The sequence below is a fragment of the Rossellomorea sp. FM04394 genome (genome assembly GCF_041889765.1).
GTDB lineage: Bacteria > Bacillota > Bacilli > Bacillales > Bacillaceae_B > Rossellomorea > Rossellomorea aquimaris_B.
In genome coordinates this window covers 2,847,871-2,866,536 of record NZ_CP168654.1, presented here as the reverse complement: position 1 = coordinate 2,866,536, position 18,666 = coordinate 2,847,871, and the positions used below count along the sequence as shown (strand labels likewise).

At 42.0% G+C, this 18,666-nt stretch carries 22 protein-coding genes; all 22 read left to right on the top strand.

Annotated features, from left to right (window positions below; translation table 11 throughout):
- Nucleotides 1-205 precede the first annotated feature (205 nt).
- The 22 genes from ACCB35_RS14525 to dxs all read left to right on the top strand — a co-directional run bounded on the left by ACCB35_RS14525 (nt 206) and on the right by dxs (nt 18,664).
- Entirely contained in the window at nt 206-775 is a 570-nt protein-coding gene (locus ACCB35_RS14525; RefSeq protein ID WP_374054278.1) for a YqhR family membrane protein, read from the top strand.
- Nucleotides 776-869: 94 nt separating this feature from the next.
- Nucleotides 870-1,316 carry a type II 3-dehydroquinate dehydratase gene (gene aroQ, locus ACCB35_RS14520; protein ID WP_374054277.1) on the top strand — a complete coding sequence of 149 codons (447 nt, stop codon included), beginning with the start codon at nt 870-872 and terminating at the stop codon, nt 1,314-1,316.
- Between the two features lies 1 nt (nt 1,317).
- Nucleotides 1,318-2,382, top strand: a complete 1,065-nt coding sequence (locus tag ACCB35_RS14515) for a M24 family metallopeptidase (protein ID WP_374054276.1) — start codon at nt 1,318-1,320, stop codon at nt 2,380-2,382.
- A 38-nt stretch (nt 2,383-2,420) separates the two neighbouring features.
- Complete coding sequence (gene efp / locus ACCB35_RS14510; protein WP_034757996.1) at nt 2,421-2,978, top strand: elongation factor P; 558 nt, start codon at nt 2,421-2,423, stop codon at nt 2,976-2,978.
- A 248-nt stretch (nt 2,979-3,226) separates the two neighbouring features.
- Nucleotides 3,227-4,150, top strand: coding sequence for a stage III sporulation protein AA (spoIIIAA, locus tag ACCB35_RS14505; protein ID WP_374054275.1), 924 nt, complete (start codon nt 3,227-3,229; stop codon nt 4,148-4,150).
- Nucleotides 4,151-4,666, top strand: coding sequence for a stage III sporulation protein SpoIIIAB (spoIIIAB, locus tag ACCB35_RS14500; RefSeq protein ID WP_374054274.1), 516 nt, complete (start codon nt 4,151-4,153; stop codon nt 4,664-4,666).
- A gap of 72 nt (nt 4,667-4,738) precedes the next feature.
- Nucleotides 4,739-4,945, top strand: coding sequence for a stage III sporulation protein AC (gene spoIIIAC, locus ACCB35_RS14495; RefSeq protein ID WP_034758004.1), 207 nt, complete (start codon nt 4,739-4,741; stop codon nt 4,943-4,945).
- 14 nt (nt 4,946-4,959) lie between these two features.
- Nucleotides 4,960-5,352: a stage III sporulation protein AD gene (gene spoIIIAD / locus ACCB35_RS14490; protein ID WP_172655798.1), complete on the top strand. Its 393-nt coding sequence runs from the start codon at nt 4,960-4,962 to the stop codon at nt 5,350-5,352.
- Nucleotides 5,353-5,380: 28 nt separating this feature from the next.
- Complete coding sequence (gene spoIIIAE, locus ACCB35_RS14485; protein ID WP_374054273.1) at nt 5,381-6,577, top strand: stage III sporulation protein AE; 1,197 nt, start codon at nt 5,381-5,383, stop codon at nt 6,575-6,577.
- Nucleotides 6,578-6,595: 18 nt separating this feature from the next.
- Nucleotides 6,596-7,219, top strand: coding sequence for a stage III sporulation protein AF (gene spoIIIAF / locus ACCB35_RS14480; RefSeq protein WP_374054272.1), 624 nt, complete (start codon nt 6,596-6,598; stop codon nt 7,217-7,219).
- Nucleotides 7,209-7,862, top strand: coding sequence for a stage III sporulation protein AG (gene spoIIIAG / locus ACCB35_RS14475; protein WP_374054271.1), 654 nt, complete (start codon nt 7,209-7,211; stop codon nt 7,860-7,862). Before spoIIIAF ends, spoIIIAG begins: the two co-directional genes overlap by 11 nt.
- A gap of 14 nt (nt 7,863-7,876) precedes the next feature.
- Nucleotides 7,877-8,425 carry a SpoIIIAH-like family protein gene (locus ACCB35_RS14470; RefSeq protein WP_044340042.1) on the top strand — a complete coding sequence of 183 codons (549 nt, stop codon included), beginning with the start codon at nt 7,877-7,879 and terminating at the stop codon, nt 8,423-8,425.
- 311 nt (nt 8,426-8,736) lie between these two features.
- The gene (gene accB, locus ACCB35_RS14465; protein WP_044340043.1) at nt 8,737-9,246 is read left to right on the top strand and encodes an acetyl-CoA carboxylase biotin carboxyl carrier protein; all 510 of its coding nucleotides are present in this window, start codon (nt 8,737-8,739) and stop codon (nt 9,244-9,246) included.
- Nucleotides 9,247-9,261: 15 nt separating this feature from the next.
- Nucleotides 9,262-10,614: an acetyl-CoA carboxylase biotin carboxylase subunit gene (accC, locus tag ACCB35_RS14460; protein ID WP_374054270.1), complete on the top strand. Its 1,353-nt coding sequence runs from the start codon at nt 9,262-9,264 to the stop codon at nt 10,612-10,614.
- 23 nt (nt 10,615-10,637) lie between these two features.
- Nucleotides 10,638-11,048 (top strand): Asp23/Gls24 family envelope stress response protein, encoded by a 411-nt coding sequence (locus ACCB35_RS14455; RefSeq protein WP_034758025.1) that lies wholly within the window; start codon nt 10,638-10,640, stop codon nt 11,046-11,048.
- A gap of 492 nt (nt 11,049-11,540) precedes the next feature.
- On the top strand, nt 11,541-11,927 hold the full coding sequence (gene nusB, locus ACCB35_RS14450; RefSeq protein ID WP_044340046.1) for a transcription antitermination factor NusB: 387 nt from the start codon (nt 11,541-11,543) through the stop codon (nt 11,925-11,927).
- A gap of 21 nt (nt 11,928-11,948) precedes the next feature.
- A complete protein-coding gene (folD, locus tag ACCB35_RS14445; protein WP_374054269.1) occupies nt 11,949-12,815 on the top strand; it encodes a bifunctional methylenetetrahydrofolate dehydrogenase/methenyltetrahydrofolate cyclohydrolase FolD in 867 nt (288 codons plus the stop codon).
- 117 nt (nt 12,816-12,932) lie between these two features.
- On the top strand, nt 12,933-14,300 hold the full coding sequence (xseA, locus tag ACCB35_RS14440; protein ID WP_374054268.1) for an exodeoxyribonuclease VII large subunit: 1,368 nt from the start codon (nt 12,933-12,935) through the stop codon (nt 14,298-14,300).
- A complete protein-coding gene (xseB, locus tag ACCB35_RS14435) occupies nt 14,287-14,520 on the top strand; it encodes an exodeoxyribonuclease VII small subunit (RefSeq protein WP_044340049.1) in 234 nt (77 codons plus the stop codon). Before xseA ends, xseB begins: the two co-directional genes overlap by 14 nt.
- Before the next feature lie 21 nt (nt 14,521-14,541).
- Nucleotides 14,542-15,414: a polyprenyl synthetase family protein gene (locus ACCB35_RS14430; RefSeq protein WP_374057033.1), complete on the top strand. Its 873-nt coding sequence runs from the start codon at nt 14,542-14,544 to the stop codon at nt 15,412-15,414.
- A gap of 703 nt (nt 15,415-16,117) precedes the next feature.
- Nucleotides 16,118-16,750, top strand: a complete 633-nt coding sequence (locus ACCB35_RS14425) for a hypothetical protein (protein WP_044340050.1) — start codon at nt 16,118-16,120, stop codon at nt 16,748-16,750.
- A gap of 21 nt (nt 16,751-16,771) precedes the next feature.
- A complete protein-coding gene (gene dxs, locus ACCB35_RS14420; RefSeq protein WP_374054267.1) occupies nt 16,772-18,664 on the top strand; it encodes a 1-deoxy-D-xylulose-5-phosphate synthase in 1,893 nt (630 codons plus the stop codon).
- Nucleotides 18,665-18,666 lie beyond the last annotated feature (2 nt).

Sequence of the window (18,666 nt, the reverse complement as noted above, 5' to 3'; positions counted from 1 at the left end):
ATTAGTTATCGATTTTCTGTAAATATTGCTGAAGTTATTTTTCTGAAACTTGGGAAAGATATTCTCTATTTTACTAAAAAATGAATCAGAGGACTAGAGATAGGATTTAACATCCATATTTCCCTCATCACCTACAGATGAAAAATAAGTAAAACCATGCAAATGTTTAAATCAATGGGACATACTACGAATGGAGGTGTTACAGATGGCGGAACAAAAGGGACAACATGAAAAGATCCAGGATGGAACAGTAGAAAGCAAGGAAAATCCACGTTTAGAGCAGAATCAGGGTGAAAAACCACTATCGTTCATGGCGATGGTTGTAGTTACGGGCTTTATTGGCGGGATGTTATGGAGTTCAATTTCTTACCTTTGTTACTTTTTTTCCTTTACGAAAATCGAGCCAAATATCATTTTTGAGCCGTGGGCGGTTGGTGACTGGGTGGACAAATGGATTGGGATCGTCCTTTCCATTGTGGCGTACGGAGTGATTTCTATAGGTGTGGCCCTCATTTATTATGGTTTATTACGGAAATTCAAGTCTATGTGGGTAGGGGCTGCCTACGGTGTAGCGTTATATTTAGCTTTCTTTTTACTGCTCAATCCACTCTTTCCGAGCATTCAATCCTTTACATCCATTGATTATCACACCCTGATCACAACCTTATGCTTGTATATTTTGTATGGTGTATTTATTGGCTACTCCATTTCTTATGAAGAAAATGAATTGAGGCATCAAGATCAGAAAGAAAAATCAGGGGAAGTTTCACATTGATAAATCCTCATTATCAGACAATTATGTAGGTATAGGTAAAGGGTTTATGTTAGAATGTTCATGATGAACATTCTATTTTTTTAGGAGTTTACATATGGTTAAAATTTTGCTTTTAAATGGTCCTAATTTAAATAGGCTGGGTAAACGTGAACCTGATATTTATGGACATGTCACCCTGCCTCAGCTTGAGGAAAAGATATCGAAACAAGCAGAAGATGAAGGTTTTCAACTCTTTTCAGCTCAATCGAACCATGAAGGGGAATTGATTGACTACATACACAAGGCAGAGGATGAAGGATATGGGGGTGTCATATTGAACCCCGGTGCATTCACGCATTACAGCTATGCCATAAGAGACGCAGTGGCTTCGGTATCGGTACCGGTAGTGGAAGTGCATATATCAAATATCCATGCCCGTGAAGCGTTTAGACATCAATCTGTCGTGGCAGCTGAAACGGTTGGCCAGATCGTCGGATTTGGGCTGTTTGGTTACGAACTGGCGTTACAAGCGATCATAAAGAATATTAAGGGAGTGGAATAAGATGAAAATTGAACGATTACGCGAGACATTTTCAGGAAACGGAATTGACGGAATTCTCTTGACCAGTACTTATAACCGTCGTTACATGACGAACTTTACGGGTTCATCAGGTGTTGTCTTAATTTCTAAAGAGAAAGCATTATTCATAACAGATTTCCGTTACATCGAGCAAGCAACCGAGCAGGCAGCTGATTATGAAATCGTACAGCATACCGGACCAATCCATGAAGAAGTAGCCAAGCAAGCGAAAAAACTTGGGATTGAGAAATTGGGCTTTGAAAAGAACTACCTGACATATAGTGCGTATGAGAGCTACCGTGAAGTGTTGGAAGCAGAACTAGTCCCGGTATCAGGTCTGGTGGAAAAGTTACGCTTGATTAAGACACCTGAAGAGCTTAAGATAATTAAGGATGCCGCGGATATTGCCGATGCAGCATTTAAGCATATATTAGATTTTATCAAACCGGGTGTGACAGAGTTAGAAGTTTCCAATGAATTAGAATTCTTCATGAGAAAAGCGGGAGCGACATCTTCATCATTTGATATCATCGTTGCTTCAGGTAATCGCTCTGCACTTCCTCATGGGGTTGCCAGTGATAAAGTGATTGAAAAAGGTGATTTTGTAACGTTGGATTATGGTGCATACTATAAAGGATATTGCTCCGATATGACACGTACCTTATCTGTAGGAGAACCAAGTGAGAAATTGAAAGAGATCTATGATGTCGTTCTACAATCACAGCTCCTTGCCATGGAAAAGATCAAGCCGGGTATGACAGGTAAAGAAGCGGATGCTATTGCTCGTGATTACATAACAGAAAAAGGTTATGATGAGTATTTCGGACATTCACTGGGCCACGGAATCGGTCTTGAAGTCCATGAAGGACCAGGATTGTCCTCCCGTTCCGATGTGGTATTGGAACCTGGAATGATCGTAACGGTCGAACCGGGAGTCTATGTTCCAGGTGTAGGCGGTGTTCGTATTGAAGATGATACACTCATAACAGAAGATTCCAATGAAACACTGACACACTCTACAAAAGATTTAATCATTCTACCATTGTAGTCCCTACACAGGTCTACTAGACAATAGGAGGAAAAAACATGATTTCAGTAAATGATTTTCGTACAGGTTTGACAATTGAAGTCGACAACGGGATTTGGCGAGTAATTGATTTCCAACACGTTAAACCGGGTAAAGGAGCAGCATTCGTTCGCTCTAAACTTCGTAACCTTCGCACTGGTGCCATCCAGGAAAAAACATTCCGTGCTGGTGAAAAAGTAGGGAAAGCTCAAATTGATAACCGTAAAATGCAATATCTGTATGCGAATGGTGACATGCATGTATTCATGGACAACGAAAGCTATGATCAAATCGAACTTCCTGCTTCTTCAATCGAATATGAATTGAAATACCTGAAAGAAAACATGGAAGTGTCCATCATGATGTATGGAGGAGAAACTCTAGGAGTTGAACTTCCAAACTCAGTTGAATTGAAAGTAACTGAAACAGAACCGGGCATCAAAGGTGACACTGCTTCCGGTGGTTCAAAACCTGCTACCGTTGAAACAGGATTGGTGGTTAACGTTCCGTTCTTCGTCAATGAAGGAGACACATTAATCATTAATACAACTGACGGATCTTATGTATCACGTGGATAAATAATATGAAAAGCCTGAACGGGATTACTCTCGTTCAGGCTTTTTTTGTGTTATGAATTTGTCATGAATCGACATCCCCATCCCCCTCATCCACCTCACCCCAATTCAAAACTTCCAATCCCCACCTCAAATCTTCCAACTCTACTGTCATAATCTTATTTTACTAGAATACATTGTATTATCGGGAAGCATGTATGAAGAGCGACGTCATATATTCCGAAGTGGAACAAGATTAGGAGGTACTTAAAATGCAAGAAGTTCTAGCCTTACTACCCAGCACTATTTCTGATAAAGTCCTGAGCCTTCCACAAGATCTTATTGACCGAATTGAAGAAATTAGGGTTCGTACCAACCGTGTGTTGGAGGTTACGGCCAGGGGGAAGCCATATTTTCTTTCTTATACCGTTACCGAGGAAGATAGCGAACAGCTCATAAACAAACTATCCGGGCATTCATTTTATACATTGGAAGAGGAACTGAAGAGAGGCTATATCACAATTGAAGGCGGACATCGTGTCGGCCTTGCCGGAAAGGTTATTCTAGAAGGTGGTGTGGTGAAAGGAATTCGGCATCTGTCTTCCTTTAACATCCGTATTGCGAGACAAAAGCTTGGCATAGCTCAATCTTTATTCCCATATGTTTATGATAATGGCTGGAAGCATACGATGATTATCGGTTCGCCGCAGACAGGGAAGACCACATTGCTCAGAGACCTTGCACGTATGATATCGACGGGCGTCCCGGACAAAAATATCCCCCCGTTTAAAGTCGGTATTGTCGATGAACGTTCCGAAATTGCCGGCTGTGTAAATGGAATCCCTCAGCTGTTGTTCGGGCCAAGGGTTGATGTGTTGGATGCATGTCCAAAAGCTGAAGGGATGATGATGCTGATCCGCTCCATGAGTCCCGATGTCCTTATCGTGGATGAGATTGGGCGGATAGAAGATGGTCAAGCTATCCAGGAAGCCGTTAATGCCGGTATTACCCTTGTGATGACGACTCATGGATCTACATTTGTTGAAGTAGCGAAGAGACCCGTTATCAAGGACATTGTGAATCTTCAAACCATCGAGCGGTTTATTGAACTAAGGAGAGGGGATGAGCCTGGTAAGGTTCATGAAGTGTGGAATGAACATGGTCAATCTCTTCTGGAAAAAGTGAGTGTGACATAAATGATTAAACTAATCGGTGCTGTTTTTATCTTGCTTTCTACTTCCTGGGCTGGTTTCGAAGTGTCAAAATATTTAACGGAAAGACCGAGGCAGCTACGGTTGTTGAAGGTAGCCCTTCAGTCTTTGGAAGCAGAAATCACTTACAGCCATACCCCCTTGCATGAAGCATCAAGAAAGATCTCCAAGCAGCTGCAAAAACCTGTTTCTTGGTTCTTTGAAACATTCTCAAAGAAATTGACGGAACGGGAGATTTCAGTGAAGAAAGCGTGGGAAGAAAGCCTGACTGATATATGGAAACTAACGGCTTTTAAAACAGGTGAGTATGAGATCCTCAAACAATTCGGAGAAAACCTTGGCAAACACGACATGATGACGCAACAGAAACATATACAATTAGCGCTAAAACATCTGGAGAGAGAAGAATCGGAAGCCATTGAGAAGCAGAGGAAATATGAAAAGATGACAAAGAGTTTAGGCTTTTTATCGGGTTTATTACTGATCATTCTATTACTTTAACCATGTTCCATACCATTTATAAATACCGATCGCTTGCGGGAACAGCTTATAGAAACCAGGAGGGAAACAAATATGGGAATTGATGTGGATATTATTTTTAAGATCGCAGGGGTAGGGATTGTGGTGGCCTTTTTGCATACGATTTTAGATCAAGTCGGAAAGAAGGAATATGCACAGTGGGTTACCCTCTTTGGATTCATCTATATTCTGTTTATGGTGGCCTCGATTGTCGATGACTTGTTCCAGAAGATTAAATCAGTCTTCTTATATCAAGGATAGAGGGGGCGTCCGCGATTGAAATCATTCAAATTGTTGGTATAGCACTGGTAGCGACCTTTCTGGCTTTGATCGTGAAAGAACAGAAACCCAATTTTGCTTTTTTGCTTATTGTGTTTGTTGGATGTTCAATTTTTTTGTTTCTGATCGATCAAATCTACTCCATCATTCATATGATTGAGAAACTTGCTGCAAATGCAAATGTAAATATGGTGTATGTAGAGACCATTCTCAAAATTATCGGCATCGCCTACATAGCGGAATTTGCTTCTCACATTACAAAAGATGCCGGGCAGGGGGCACTTGCGGCGAAAGTGGAACTTGCAGGGAAAATCTTAATTTTAGCAATGGCGGTACCTATCCTAACAGTGATCATCGAAACGATTATCAACATGATCCCAACTGGATAAGCGAAACGTTAAGAGGTGGAAAAAATTGTTGCCATTACATCGAATACTCGTCATAGCACTCGTAATCTTTTTCATTGGCGCCTCTAGTGGACAAGCAGAAGAAGGGGATGAACAGAATCCTCCCGATTCAACAATTCAGCAGCAAATGATTGATCAACAGATAGATCAGTTAGGAATTGAAGAATTAAAAGGGTTCTGGAATAGCATCGTCGACCAATACGGCGGCTATCTTCCTGAAAGTCAAAAAGGCAGTTTGGTTGATTTCATAAAAGGAGAAAAAGAGTTTTCCTTTAAAGCATGGTTCAGTGGGATATTCAAGTTTGCCTTCCAGGAACTTGTGATGAATGGAAAGCTATTAGGAACACTGATCATGCTCACGATCTTCAGTATGTTTCTCCAATCCCTGCAGAATGCATTTGAAGGAGGGAGTGTGAGCAAGGTTGCATACAGTATTGTCTTCATGGTGTTGATCATCATCGCCCTTAATAGTTTTCATGTGGCGATCGATTACACCCGGGATGCCATTTCCACCATGATTCACTTCATTATCGCCCTCATCCCGCTAATGTTAGCTCTCATTGCCGCTTCTGGAGGAGTTGTGTCTGCAGCATTTTTCCATCCGGTGATTATCTTTTTAATGAATACAAGCGGTTTATTGATTCAAAATGTCGTTCTCCCCCTGCTATTCCTGGCGGCCCTTTTGAGTATTGTAAGTACCCTTTCCAGTCATTATAAAGTGACGCAGCTGGCGCAGTTATTACGTACATGGAGCATAGGGTTACTAGGAGCCTTCATGACCGTATTCCTTGGTGTTATATCCGTCCAGGGAGCAACGGCAGCGGTGACAGATGGGATTACCATTCGGACAGCGAAATTTGTGACAGGGAATTTTGTACCTGTGATCGGAAGGATGTTCACAGACGCCACCGATACAGTGATCAGCGCTTCCGTTCTGTTAAAGAATACGGTGGGAATCGCTGGTGTGGCCATTGTTCTTATCATTGCAGCCTTTCCGGCAATCAAGATCCTCATGATTGCGTTTATTTATAAATTAGCAGCGGCACTACTGCAACCACTCGGTGGCGGGCCGGTGATTGAATGTCTCGATATCATTGCGAAAAGTGTAATTTATGTCTTTGCGGCCCTTGCCATTGTGTCCTTTATGTTCTTTTTGAGTCTTACCGTCATCATTGCAGCAGGAAATATCACGATGATGATGCGATAAAGAGGAAGGAGTACCGTCATGTCATTTCTCACCGATTGGATTACAAATATTATCATCTTTGTTCTCTTAGCCACCGTCATTGACATGCTTCTTCCAAGCTCCAATATGCAAAAATATGCGAAAATCGTGACTGGCTTATTATTGATCACTATCATCCTGACACCATTGTTTAAATTGATGGCAACCGATTTTGATACGGTGCTCGAATCAGTTGATATAAATGGAGATTCCCGGAATAATTCAGTAGAAAATTTAATAGAAATGAAGAAAAAAGAAATACAAGCCTCACAACGTGCATATATTTTAGAACAGATGGCTGTCCAAATGAAACAACAAGCTGAAAAGGAGATGATGGATGAACACGGTAAGGTCATTGAGAAGGTTGTGGTAAAAGCAGATGATTTGGAGAATGTCCCGGATAGTATCACAGAAGTGACAGTGATTGTAAAAGAAAAACAAGAAAACACCACGATTGAAACTGTTCAGAACGTGGAGATCGATACGGGAGCTGAGCCGAGAAAGAAAATGCCTGAAGAAAGTACGTCCCAAATGGCCTCCTTACTTGCCAAGCAATGGAATCTTACACCAGACAAAATAATCATTACAGTTGAAGGGGGGACTGGGGAAGCCGATGAACTTTAATAAAGGTCCGCTTAACGCATTGAAGGAATGGCTGTCAAAGGAAAATGCGAATTCACCGCCAAAGGATAAAAAAGGAAATAAGTTTCAATACTTTCTCATTGTGCTACTGATAGGTGTCGCCTTTATGCTGATCAGTGATCTTTGGGGCAAGGATAGCAGCTTAGAGGTCTCGAAATCAGTAGACGAAAAAGTTCCTGAAGAAGTCGCTACATTCGGCTCAGGCCATAAGGAATCGGATGGCTCTATGAGAGGGTACGAAGATCAATACGAAAACCAACTGAAAGAAGCCCTGGATCAGATTGTCGGGGTGAGTGATGTGCATGTTGTGGTCAATGTAGAGGCAACTGAGTCAAAAATATATGAAAAGAATGAATCCACACAGTCACAAACAACCTCAGAAGAAGATAAGCAAGGTGGAAAACGATCGATAGAGGATAAATCACAAGAGGAAGAAATGGTCATCGTGAGGGATGGAGAGAAAGAAGTTCCCATTGTGAAAGAAACTAAAAAACCTAAAGTCAGCGGTGTCCTTGTTGTAGCAAAAGGCGCCGATAATATACAAATCAAAAAATGGATCATAGAGGCTGTTACCCGTGGATTAGACGTACCAAGTCACCGGGTATCGGTTCTGCCCAAAAAATAAGGGGGAAATGATAGATGTTACTAAAAAAACAAACGGTTTGGTTATTAACGATGTTGAGTCTTGTGATCGTGCTATCAGTATACTACATTACTTCTCCAACGCAGCAAGTGACAGATATGGCTTATGAAGAAAAGGACGGAAAAGAACAAGCCAAGGAAGATGGTAAAGAAACCATGTCTGATATGGAAGTGGTAACGGACGCTGCTGGAAATGAAATGTTTGAAGCATTAAGAATTGAAGTATTGGACCAACGCGAACAGCTTCGTGAAGAATTAGAAGCAAAAGTAGCCAACGCCGATGTATCAGCAGAAGAAAAGAGTGCCGCCTATGAAGAAATGGAAAACTTGAGAGAGTTAGCCATGACAGAATCTGTTTTAGAGACAATGATCAAAACAATGGGTTACGAAGATGCCTTAGTCAGAGCTAACGGTGAAAACATCCGTATTACCGTGAAGTCTGACAAAGAACATTCAACAGCAGATGCGAATGAAATCATCCGCCTCGTGATGAGTGAAGTGGGACAAATGAAGCCTGTAGCAGTAGAGTTTCAGCCAACAAATTAAACTAAAATAAAGCCACTCAAAGAATTTCCTTTGAGTGGCATTTTTTTTGAAGGAGGAAGTTTAATAGGCTTCAGGGGCTGCATTTCTGCCACAAAATGACTTCAAACCCTATAAATACTGACTCGTAATAACAGAGAAATAAAAAATCCTTTCTATTATTTTATTTTTTCAGCGAAAAGGTCTAGAATAGAGAGTAGAGTTGTATGCGCTTTACAGAATGGTAGGAATCACATATTGAATTTATACGAGGTATTATCGTATGATATTAGTAGCTAGTCATAATTTTTAAAACTATAAGAGGGGTGTCAACCGTGTTAAAAATCCAAGAAATTCGTGAAATAATCAAACTTGTAAGTCATTCTAGTGTTGATGAGTTTACATACGAACATGAGGGTTCGAAAATAAAACTTAAAAAGAGCAATGGTGTTACAGTAGCTGCGCAACCGCAAGTTACTCAAGCAGCTGAAGAAGCGAGACCTGCAGCTCAAGCTGTACAACAGGCTCCGGCACCTGCACAGGAGGCAGCTCCTTCTGTAAATACAGAAGCAAAAGAAGCTCCACAAGCAAAAGAAGATGCAAACCTACATAAAATCACGTCTCCTATGGTAGGGACGTTCTATCAATCTTCCTCTCCTGAAGCAGGTCCATATGTTAAAGTTGGGGATAAAGTCGATGAAAGTTCTGTCGTATGTATCGTAGAAGCGATGAAACTATTTAATGAGATTGAAGCGGAAGTAAAAGGTGAAATCACTGAAATCTTAGTAAAAGACGGTCAATTAGTTGAATATGGACAGCCGTTATTCTTGGTCAAACCTGAATAAGGAGCGAAAATAGATATGATAAAAAAGGTATTAATCGCCAATCGAGGAGAAATTGCGGTACGTATTATTCGTGCATGCCGAGATTTAGGCATCGAAAGTGTAGCCGTTTATTCTGAAGCAGATAAAGAAGCCCTTCATGTTCAATTAGCAGATGAAGCTTATTGTATTGGGCCAACTGCATCGAAAGACAGCTACCTGAACTTTACAAATATCATCAGCGTGGCAAAACTGACAGATTGTGATGCCATTCACCCAGGTTACGGTTTTTTAGCGGAGAATTCTGATTTTGCAGACCTGTGCCGCGATTGCAATATCATTTTCATTGGTCCTTCACCAGAAGCGATCTCGAAGATGGGGACGAAAGACGTGGCTCGTGAAACTATGAGGGAAGCGGGCGTTCCCATTGTACCAGGCTCAAAAGGAATTGTGAAAGATGCAGAAGATGCTGTACAGCTTGCGGAATCCATGGGATATCCTGTCATCATCAAAGCCACTGCCGGTGGTGGAGGAAAAGGGATCCGTGTGGCAAAAAGCCGGGAAGAGCTTGTTAAAGGAGTAACGATTACTCAGCAAGAAGCCATGACTGCATTCGGTAACCCTGGTGTTTACATTGAAAAATTCATTGAAGACTTCAGGCATGTGGAAATCCAGGTGCTGGCTGATAATTTCGGCAACGTGATCCATCTTGGAGAACGTGACTGTACGATTCAGCGCCGCCTTCAAAAACTGATCGAAGAAACACCGTCACCTGCTTTAACCGAAGAAATTCGTGTTAAAATGGGTGAAGCAGCAGTAAAAGCAGCCAAAGCGGTTGATTATACTGGTGCAGGCACGGTAGAATTTATATATGATTACGTTAATCAAACATTCTACTTTATGGAAATGAATACCCGTATACAAGTGGAGCACCCTGTTACGGAACAGGTCACAGGTGTCGATTTAATTAAGGAGCAGATTCTCGTGGCATCAGGAGAAAAGCTTTCTCTTACACAAGAAGAAGTAACATTCACTGGTTGGGCCATTGAATGCCGTATTAATGCAGAGAATCCAGAGAAGAATTTCATGCCTTCAGCGGGCCGGATTGAAATGTATCTTCCACCAGGCGGGATTGGCGTAAGAATCGACTCAGCCGCATATCCTGGATATATGATCCCTCCATATTACGATAGCATGATTGCCAAAGTGATTACTTATGGAGCGACACGTGAAGAAGCGATTTCAAGAATGAAACGCGCCCTAAGTGAATTTGTCGTTGAAGGTGTATACACAACCATTCCGTTCCATTTGAAACTATTAGAACATGAAACCTTTGTTGGTGGAGAATTTAATACGAAATTCTTAGAGAAATATGAAGTAATGAAATCCTAGTGTGAATTCAGGAGGTGCCTTAAATGGCGGAAAATCAAAACCTTTTACAAATGTCTCACGGTAAAGACGGTCTTGGGAAAATTGAAATCGCACCTGAAGTGATTGAAGTGATTGCAGGTATCGCAGCTTCAGAGGTTGAAGGCGTATCACAAATGCGTGGGAACTTCGCAACAGGTGTCGTCGAGCGTCTCGGAAAGAAAAACCACGGTAAGGGCGTCAAAGTGGAGCTTGCCGAAGAAGGAATCATCGTGGATGTTTACTGCATCATGAAATTCGGTGTAGCGATCCCGACGGTCGCTCAAAAAATTCAAGACAACATCCGTCAAGCCTTGTTGAACATGACTGCTTTAGAAGCAGATGAAGTAAATGTTCATATCGTAGGCGTTCAATTTGAAAATCAAAAATTTGAAGCAGAAATTGAAGACGAAATGTAATGGAGAGAACGGTCCTTTAGGGGGCCGTTCTTTTTTGTGTGGGTTTGTTTCTGAATTGGTATTTTTTGTAAAAAGGCTGGATTATTGCGTGAATCGGCCGGATTATTTCCAGGAACGGCTGGATTCCTGAAGGTTTCGGCTGGATTTTTCATCAAAAAGGCTGGAATTATTGAAATTTCGGCCGGATTCTTCTCAAGGGGTGTTGGAACACGCATAGTTGACACTCGATTTACGTTTTTCCTCTGGGCAAAGCCCCTCCGCTTTTCTGATTGTCCAGCTCCGGGGCTTAGAGGCTCGAGGTCATAAGCTAAATGGTCCAAGAAGGCAAAGAACGCCTTCCCGGCCCATTCATCTTATGCTTGTCGCCTCTTTCAAAGCCCCTCCGCTTTTCTGTCAGAATATTGATTTTTTTACATAGGCGTGCGTATTGCCCTTAGTTTGTGCTATTATCAAAGGTATGAAAATTGATGGATTAAAAGGAGTAAATATAAGATGAAGAGAAGAGTTGCTCGTGAAAAGGCCTTACAAGCGTTATTTCAAATAGATATGAGTGGGATTGAGCCTGAAGTTGCATTAACTAATGTACTGGAGGAAGAGGAGAAGATGGATGCCTATCTTCAACAGCTTGTTCTCGGTTTTATCGAGAATCAGGAACGTATCGATGGGCACATTCGTGAAAACCTTGAGAAATGGTCATTTGACCGCCTGGCAAAAGTAGATCGTAACATTTTGCGTTTAGGAGTGTATGAACTGCTGTTTGTCGAAGATGTTCCGAATAAGGTAGTCATCAATGAAGCGGTTGAAGTTGCAAAGATCTTTGGTGATGACCAATCCAGCAAGTTTATCAATGGTGTTCTTTCAAAGGTAAGTCAATCTTAACAATGGTTGGGGGCGAGTGGAATGTCAGCTTCTATAATTGATGGCAAACTCATTGCAGGTCATTATCGTGAACAATTAAAAAGTCAGATCGGGGAGCTGAAGGAAAAGGATGTCACTCCAGGCCTGGCTGTCATCCTGGTAGGGGATAACCATGCTTCTCATTCATATGTCAAAATGAAGAGAAAAGCGTGCAGTAATCTTGGGATTCATTCAGAGCTTTATCAATATGAATCCAGTTTGACTCAAGATGAACTGCTGAATAAAATTGAAGAGTTAAATGAACAGAGCCATATTCATGGAATTCTGGTCCAACTGCCTCTCCCTGAGCATATTAATCCAATAACGGTGATTGAAACGATTTCCCCATCTAAAGATGTGGACGGGTTTCACCCCGTTTCCATTGGGAAAATGGTGACCAATCAAGATACCTTCTATTCCTGCACGCCACTTGGAATCATGAAGATGCTTGAATATGAAAATATTTCAGTAGAAGGTAAACACGTCGTGATTCTAGGAAGAAGTAATATTGTCGGGAAGCCGGCAGGCCACTTATTCTTGAATCGAAATGCGACGGTTACGTATTGTCATTCGAAAACAAAGAATATGTCCTTCTACACAAAGCAAGCTGATATTATCGTATCAGCGGTAGGAAAAGCGAATTTAATCGGCGCAGAAGACGTTAAACCTGGAGCCGTCGTCATTGACGTCGGAATGAACCGTGATGAAAACGGCGGACTTTGTGGAGATGTGAATTTTTCAGAAGTGAAGGAAAAGGCCGGGAAAATCACACCGGTTCCTGGTGGGGTCGGTCCTATGACCATTACGATGTTACTGTACAATACAGTGAAATCTGCAGAATGGGCCACTCTTAATCGCCAAAACCGTTAAAAAATAGTACACTATAGGTAACATAAAACGGAAAGGGACAGCTAATCGCTGGTCCCTTTCCGTATTCCTACATAGAAAGCCTTAACAAAATGCCAGGGGAAAAGGAGTCACTTGAGCATGGAACTCGATCAAACACGTTATTTAACGGTACAAGCTCTGACAAAATACATAAAGCGTAAATTCGATAGAGACCCCCATCTGTCCAATCTATTTGTTCGTGGGGAAATCTCTAATTTCAAAAGGCATTCAAGTGGACACATGTATTTTACCCTAAAGGACGAAAAAGCACGTATCTTGTCTGTCATGTTTTCAAGTAATAATCAATCACTGAAATTCATACCCGAAAATGGAATGAATGTGTTGATCCGGGGAGATATTTCTGTTTACGAATCAGGCGGTCAATATCAGATCTATGTAAAAGAAATGCAGCCTGACGGAATCGGTGAGCTATATTTAGCCTATGAGCAGCTGAAAGAAAAGCTCGAGAAAGCAGGTTATTTTGATCAAAGCAGAAAACGGATGATCCCTAAGTTCCCGAAGCGGATAGCCGTTGTTACCTCCCCAACAGGTGCTGCCGTCAGAGATATTATCACAACCATCAAAAGGAGATATCCAGTGGGAGAAATCCTCGTTTTTCCTGCTTTGGTTCAAGGTGATCAAGCGGCAGGGTCGATTACCGGAGCAATTAGGAAGGTTAACGATCTGGGAGATATAGATGTATTGATTATCGGCCGTGGCGGTGGCTCTATTGAAGAATTATGGGCGTTTAACGAAGAAATCGTGGCCAAAGCAATCGTTGAGTCGAAAGTTCCGGTTATTTCTGCTGTAGGACATGAAACAGACTTTACGATTGCTGACTTTGTAGCCGATCTAAGAGCCCCTACCCCAACAGCAGCGGGAGAATTAGCGGTCCCCCACATTGATGATTTGCTGGAAAGAATCATGAATCGTAAATTACGACTGATTAAATCGTTTAAAACAAAGCTTCAAAGTGAGCGCAGCCGCTTAAATGGTTTAACTAAGTCCTACGCTTTACGAAATCCGCGTAATCTGTATCAACAAAAAATTGAAAAAGTCGACCGGCTGACCGATCAGCTGCAGAAGAATATAAGCTTGCATGTGAAACAAAACCGGGATCAATTGTCCGGGCTCCATTCAAGGCTGCAGCGTGTTCACCCATCACAACTCATCACCATACAGCATGAACGGGTCTTATTTATGCAAAGAGTGCTTGAGAAGCAATTTAAACAAGTGCTGAAAGGAAAAAATCATCGTTTCAGCTCAGCACTGTCCACTTTACATGCCCTCAGTCCGTTGAAAATCATGGACAGGGGATACAGCCTGGTATATCAGGATGAAGGTACATTGATCAAATCATCTCAGCAAGTCAAAGCTGGTGACCGTCTCGAGATAAATGTCAGGGATGGAAAAATACATTGCGAAGTTGAATCCGTTGAGGAGCGTGAAAATAATGGCAAAGTCTAAAGAAGAACTATCATTTGAAACTGCTATGGAACAACTGGAAGAAATTGTTGAGAAATTAGAAGAGGGAGAAGTTCCGTTAGAGAAAGCGTTAGAATATTATCAAAAAGGAATGGATCTTTCAAAATACTGCCATGATACGTTGCAAAAAGCTGAAAACCAATTAACGAAAATGATGACAGATGAAGGGGAAAAAGCCTTCGATCTGAATGAGGAGGAATAAAGGGTGAATCCTCACGTTGATCTGAAAGAGTTTCAACAACAGCATGGAGAAACGATTACCAACCATATGGTCAAGACTGTAGACAGCCTTTCTTTGCCTTCTAACTTGAAGAGAGCTATGATCTATTCTTTGCAAGCAGGTGGAAAGAGAATTCGTCCCCTTCTCCTTTTTGCTACGATCAAAGCCTTTAACAAGGACCCTTTACTTGGATTAAATACTGCGTCTGCCCTTGAAATGATTCATACCTATTCCTTGATTCATGACGATCTTCCTGCCATGGATGATGACGACTTGAGAAGAGGGATGCCGACCAATCATAAAATGTTTGGGGAAGCGATGGCGATTTTAGCCGGTGACGCTTTACTAACCTACAGTTTTCAAATGATCACAGAGGACAAGGGACTTACAGATAATAACAAGGTAAGGCTCATCGGTCTTTTAGCAAAGTGTGCAGGACCTGAAGGCATGGTTGGTGGACAAGTAGCGGATATTGAAGGGGAAAATAAGAAGCTTTCTGTAAAAGAGCTCGAAAGCATTCATGAGCATAAAACAGGAAAGTTACTGACGTTTAGTGTATTGGCAGGCGGGATTATCTCCGATGCGTCGGAGGAGCAGCTTGAACTACTAAAGCAATTTGCTTATCATATTGGCCTTGCCTTTCAAATTCAGGATGACATTCTTGATATTGAAGGTTCCGAAGAAATTATTGGAAAGCCAGTGGGGAGCGACCAATCGAAACATAAGAGTACATACCCAAGTCTCTTGACGATAGGAGGGGCAAAGGAAAAGCTTCACTTCCACTTGAACGAAGCGTTATCCAAGCTAGATCAAATGACAATCGATTCCAGTCTCCTTACCGAAATTGCCCAATTAATCGTTGCCCGGAATCATTAAAACCATTCTATGTTTGAGCAAATTATTTAACATATGTTATAATACCTATAGAATGCAAATTTGGGTGGTGCAGTATTCTAGTCAGTCCACCAATCCTGAAGGTGGGCCTAAAAATCCACTAAAGGGCACATCGATGAAGTTCCTGGAATTGGCTTGAGGCGCCCAGCCTTGGGTCATATCTGGGAGTAAGGCTTGAGGGCGATCCACAATGGCATGTGGGCGTTGACCCGCAAGCCGCGGAGGCTTTGTTTCTTATGCTGGCATAAGCATATGCAATAAGAGCAAAGTATGAACCTGCGATGTGATGATTCACTAGCAGCGTAGCCTGCCTTGAGTGAAGAGAGAGGGGATTATGGTTACAAGGTACACATCAGTTGGCCATTGATATGTGCTTTTTCGCCCATATGAAATCCTCTTTGCAAAAGAGGCTAAGGATTGCGTTAAGGACTGTTGAGGAAAACTCCTAGACTGTTCATATTCGGACATATAAAGAGGATTATAGTGCGGACTAAGTGGTAATCCAGTCTAGCTTGTGGTGACGCGGCTAAGTCGGATTTAAAGGGAAACCGCCGGTATGGCAACATCCGGTATCTGATTGGGAAAACCTACTGGACCTAAGCTGCAATTTTTACTCTTTATATGACCATCCAATTACATAGTTTTGATACTATATACACAATAGAAACGGTGTGTTTAAACGATAATGAATGAAACAATGAAAAACTCAATAAAGTGGAGTGTCAGCATTGCCGTTATCACATTTGTGTTAGCGGCTATTTTTTCAGTTACATCCAATATGGTTTTAAATGGAGTCGGATGGTATACAGGACTGGTCGTTGTATTAATCATCGTCTTTATCGGAATCTTCTTTGATATGCTGGGGATTGCTGCAACGGCTGCTGATGAGACCCCTTTTCATGCCATGGCGGCGAAAAAAGTATACGGTGCACGTTATTCAATCAAAATCGTCCGGAACGCAGACCGGTTCGCAAGCTTCTGTAACGACGTAATCGGCGATATTTCAGGTATCATAAGTGGTACTGCGTCAGCAATTGTCATCATTCAACTAGCCGTCTCTTTTCAGCTTGAAGGAGGCTCTTTGAAGGAATATATTGTGAGTGTGACATTGACAAGTATCATAGCTTCCTTGACGGTTGGAGGCAAAGCGCTTGGAAAAACGTTTGCTATCACCTATTCTAAGGATATAATATTTAGAGTTGGTAAAGTTCTACAATTTTTTGAAGACCGATTTCACATCGTAGTGATTAAAGATAAAAAAGACAAGAAAGATAAAAACAAGAAAAAACGTTACAAGCGTGCGAAACAAAATATTTAGTGATGAAAGTGAGTGGACCCCATGGATTTATTATCAATAAAGGAGCCTTCTTTTCTTAAAAATATGTCAAATGAACAATTGGAAGCGCTCAGTCAAGAGATTCGCCATTTCTTAATAAAGAATCTATCTAAGACTGGCGGTCATATTGGTCCAAACTTAGGGGTGGTCGAATTAACAGTTGCCCTTCATAAGCATTTCTCAAGCCCAAAAGATAAAATCCTTTGGGATGTTGGTCATCAGTCCTATGTACATAAGATTTTGACTGGCCGTGCCTGTCAGTTTGATACCTTGCGACAATATAAAGGGTTATGTGGTTTCCCAAAACGCAATGAAAGCGAGCATGATGTATGGGAGACGGGACATAGCTCCACTTCATTATCTGCAGCCATGGGTATGGCAATCGCCAGGGATGTCAAAAAAGAAGATTCTTTCATTATCCCTGTAATCGGAGATGGTGCCTTAACGGGCGGTATGGCACTCGAGGCACTTAACCATATTGGTCATGAAAAGAAAGATATGATCGTCGTTTTAAATGATAATGAAATGTCCATTGCCCCGAACGTCGGAGCCCTTCACAGTGTTCTTGGCCGATTGCGCACTGCCGGAAAGTATAACTGGGTGAAGGATGAAATGGAATATATCCTTAAACGAATCCCTGCTGTCGGAGGCAAATTAGCGAGTACGGCTGAGCGGGTAAAAGACAGCTTAAAGTATCTTTTCGTTTCAGGTATGTTCTTTGAAGAATTAGGATTTACCTATCTTGGACCAATCGATGGCCACGATTATAATGATCTATCTGAAAACATCCAGTATGCAAAGAAAACGAAAGGTCCTGTCCTCTTACACGTCATAACGAAAAAGGGGAAAGGGTTTCATCCTGCGGAATCAGATAAGCAGGGCACATGGCATGGTACAGGTCCATACAAAATTGACACAGGGGACCTGATTAAACCTATAAATGCACCACCTTCCTGGAGTGGTCTTGTAAGTGAGACCGTCAGAAAGATTGCCCGTGAGGATGAACGAATTGTCGCAATTACTCCAGCCATGCCTGTAGGGTCCAAACTGCTTGGGTTTGCTGAAGAATTCCCCGATCGAATGTTTGATGTAGGGATTGCCGAGCAGCATGCCACAACTGTTGCAGCGGGTCTTGCTACCCAGGAAATGAAACCGTTCCTTGCCATTTATTCAACATTCCTGCAAAGAGCGTATGATCAAGTGGTTCACGATATTTGCCGACAAAACTTGAATGTCTTCATCGGGATTGACCGTGCCGGATTAGTCGGTGCCGATGGTGAAACGCATCAAGGGGTGTTTGATATCGCCTTTTTAAGGCATTTACCGAATATGGTGATCATGATGCCGAAGGATGAAAATGAAGGTCAACACCTTGTCAATACGGCCCTACAGTATAATGATGGTCCGATCGCGTTGCGCTACCCTCGTGGAAACGGTTATGGAGTGCCGATGGATGCTGAACTGAAAACGATCCCGATTGGAACGTGGGAGATATTGAAACAAGGAACGGATGCTGCAATCCTGACCTTTGGCACGACCATACCAATGGCTATGGAAGCTGCTGCTGACCTTGAAAAGCAGGGGCTTTCGGTTAGGGTTGTAAACGCACGTTTCATCAAACCGATGGACGAGAAAATGCTGAAAAATATCCTGGAAGAAGAGATGCCTGTGTTGACAATCGAAGAGGCTGTGCTTCAAGGCGGCTTTGGAAGTGGTGTGCTTGAGTTTGCGCAGGAACAAGGCTTCCATGATGCAGTGATCGACCGCATCGGTATTCCTGATTATTTCATCGAGCATGGAAGCGTAAAGGAATTATTGAACGAAATCGGCATGACCAAAGAAAACGTAGTGGATCGCATTTTGACGATCACACCAAAAAAACAAAAAAGGGCTTAATG

What these genes read in the sequence shown, in the direction of transcription:
- ACCB35_RS14525 (WP_374054278.1), top strand. Translation starts at nt 206, where the DNA reads ATGGCGGAACAAAAGGGACAACATGAAAAGATCCAGGATGGAACAGTA.
- aroQ (WP_374054277.1), top strand. Translation starts at nt 870, where the DNA reads ATGGTTAAAATTTTGCTTTTAAATGGTCCTAATTTAAATAGGCTGGGT.
- ACCB35_RS14515 (WP_374054276.1), top strand. Translation starts at nt 1,318, where the DNA reads ATGAAAATTGAACGATTACGCGAGACATTTTCAGGAAACGGAATTGAC.
- efp (WP_034757996.1), top strand. Translation starts at nt 2,421, where the DNA reads ATGATTTCAGTAAATGATTTTCGTACAGGTTTGACAATTGAAGTCGAC.
- spoIIIAA (WP_374054275.1), top strand. Translation starts at nt 3,227, where the DNA reads ATGCAAGAAGTTCTAGCCTTACTACCCAGCACTATTTCTGATAAAGTC.
- spoIIIAB (WP_374054274.1), top strand. Translation starts at nt 4,151, where the DNA reads ATGATTAAACTAATCGGTGCTGTTTTTATCTTGCTTTCTACTTCCTGG.
- spoIIIAC (WP_034758004.1), top strand. Translation starts at nt 4,739, where the DNA reads ATGGGAATTGATGTGGATATTATTTTTAAGATCGCAGGGGTAGGGATT.
- spoIIIAF (WP_374054272.1), top strand. Translation starts at nt 6,596, where the DNA reads ATGTCATTTCTCACCGATTGGATTACAAATATTATCATCTTTGTTCTC.
- spoIIIAG (WP_374054271.1), top strand. Translation starts at nt 7,209, where the DNA reads ATGAACTTTAATAAAGGTCCGCTTAACGCATTGAAGGAATGGCTGTCA.
- ACCB35_RS14470 (WP_044340042.1), top strand. Translation starts at nt 7,877, where the DNA reads ATGTTACTAAAAAAACAAACGGTTTGGTTATTAACGATGTTGAGTCTT.
- accC (WP_374054270.1), top strand. Translation starts at nt 9,262, where the DNA reads ATGATAAAAAAGGTATTAATCGCCAATCGAGGAGAAATTGCGGTACGT.
- ACCB35_RS14455 (WP_034758025.1), top strand. Translation starts at nt 10,638, where the DNA reads ATGGCGGAAAATCAAAACCTTTTACAAATGTCTCACGGTAAAGACGGT.
- nusB (WP_044340046.1), top strand. Translation starts at nt 11,541, where the DNA reads ATGAAGAGAAGAGTTGCTCGTGAAAAGGCCTTACAAGCGTTATTTCAA.
- folD (WP_374054269.1), top strand. Translation starts at nt 11,949, where the DNA reads ATGTCAGCTTCTATAATTGATGGCAAACTCATTGCAGGTCATTATCGT.
- xseA (WP_374054268.1), top strand. Translation starts at nt 12,933, where the DNA reads ATGGAACTCGATCAAACACGTTATTTAACGGTACAAGCTCTGACAAAA.
- xseB (WP_044340049.1), top strand. Translation starts at nt 14,287, where the DNA reads ATGGCAAAGTCTAAAGAAGAACTATCATTTGAAACTGCTATGGAACAA.
- ACCB35_RS14425 (WP_044340050.1), top strand. Translation starts at nt 16,118, where the DNA reads ATGAATGAAACAATGAAAAACTCAATAAAGTGGAGTGTCAGCATTGCC.
- dxs (WP_374054267.1), top strand. Translation starts at nt 16,772, where the DNA reads ATGGATTTATTATCAATAAAGGAGCCTTCTTTTCTTAAAAATATGTCA.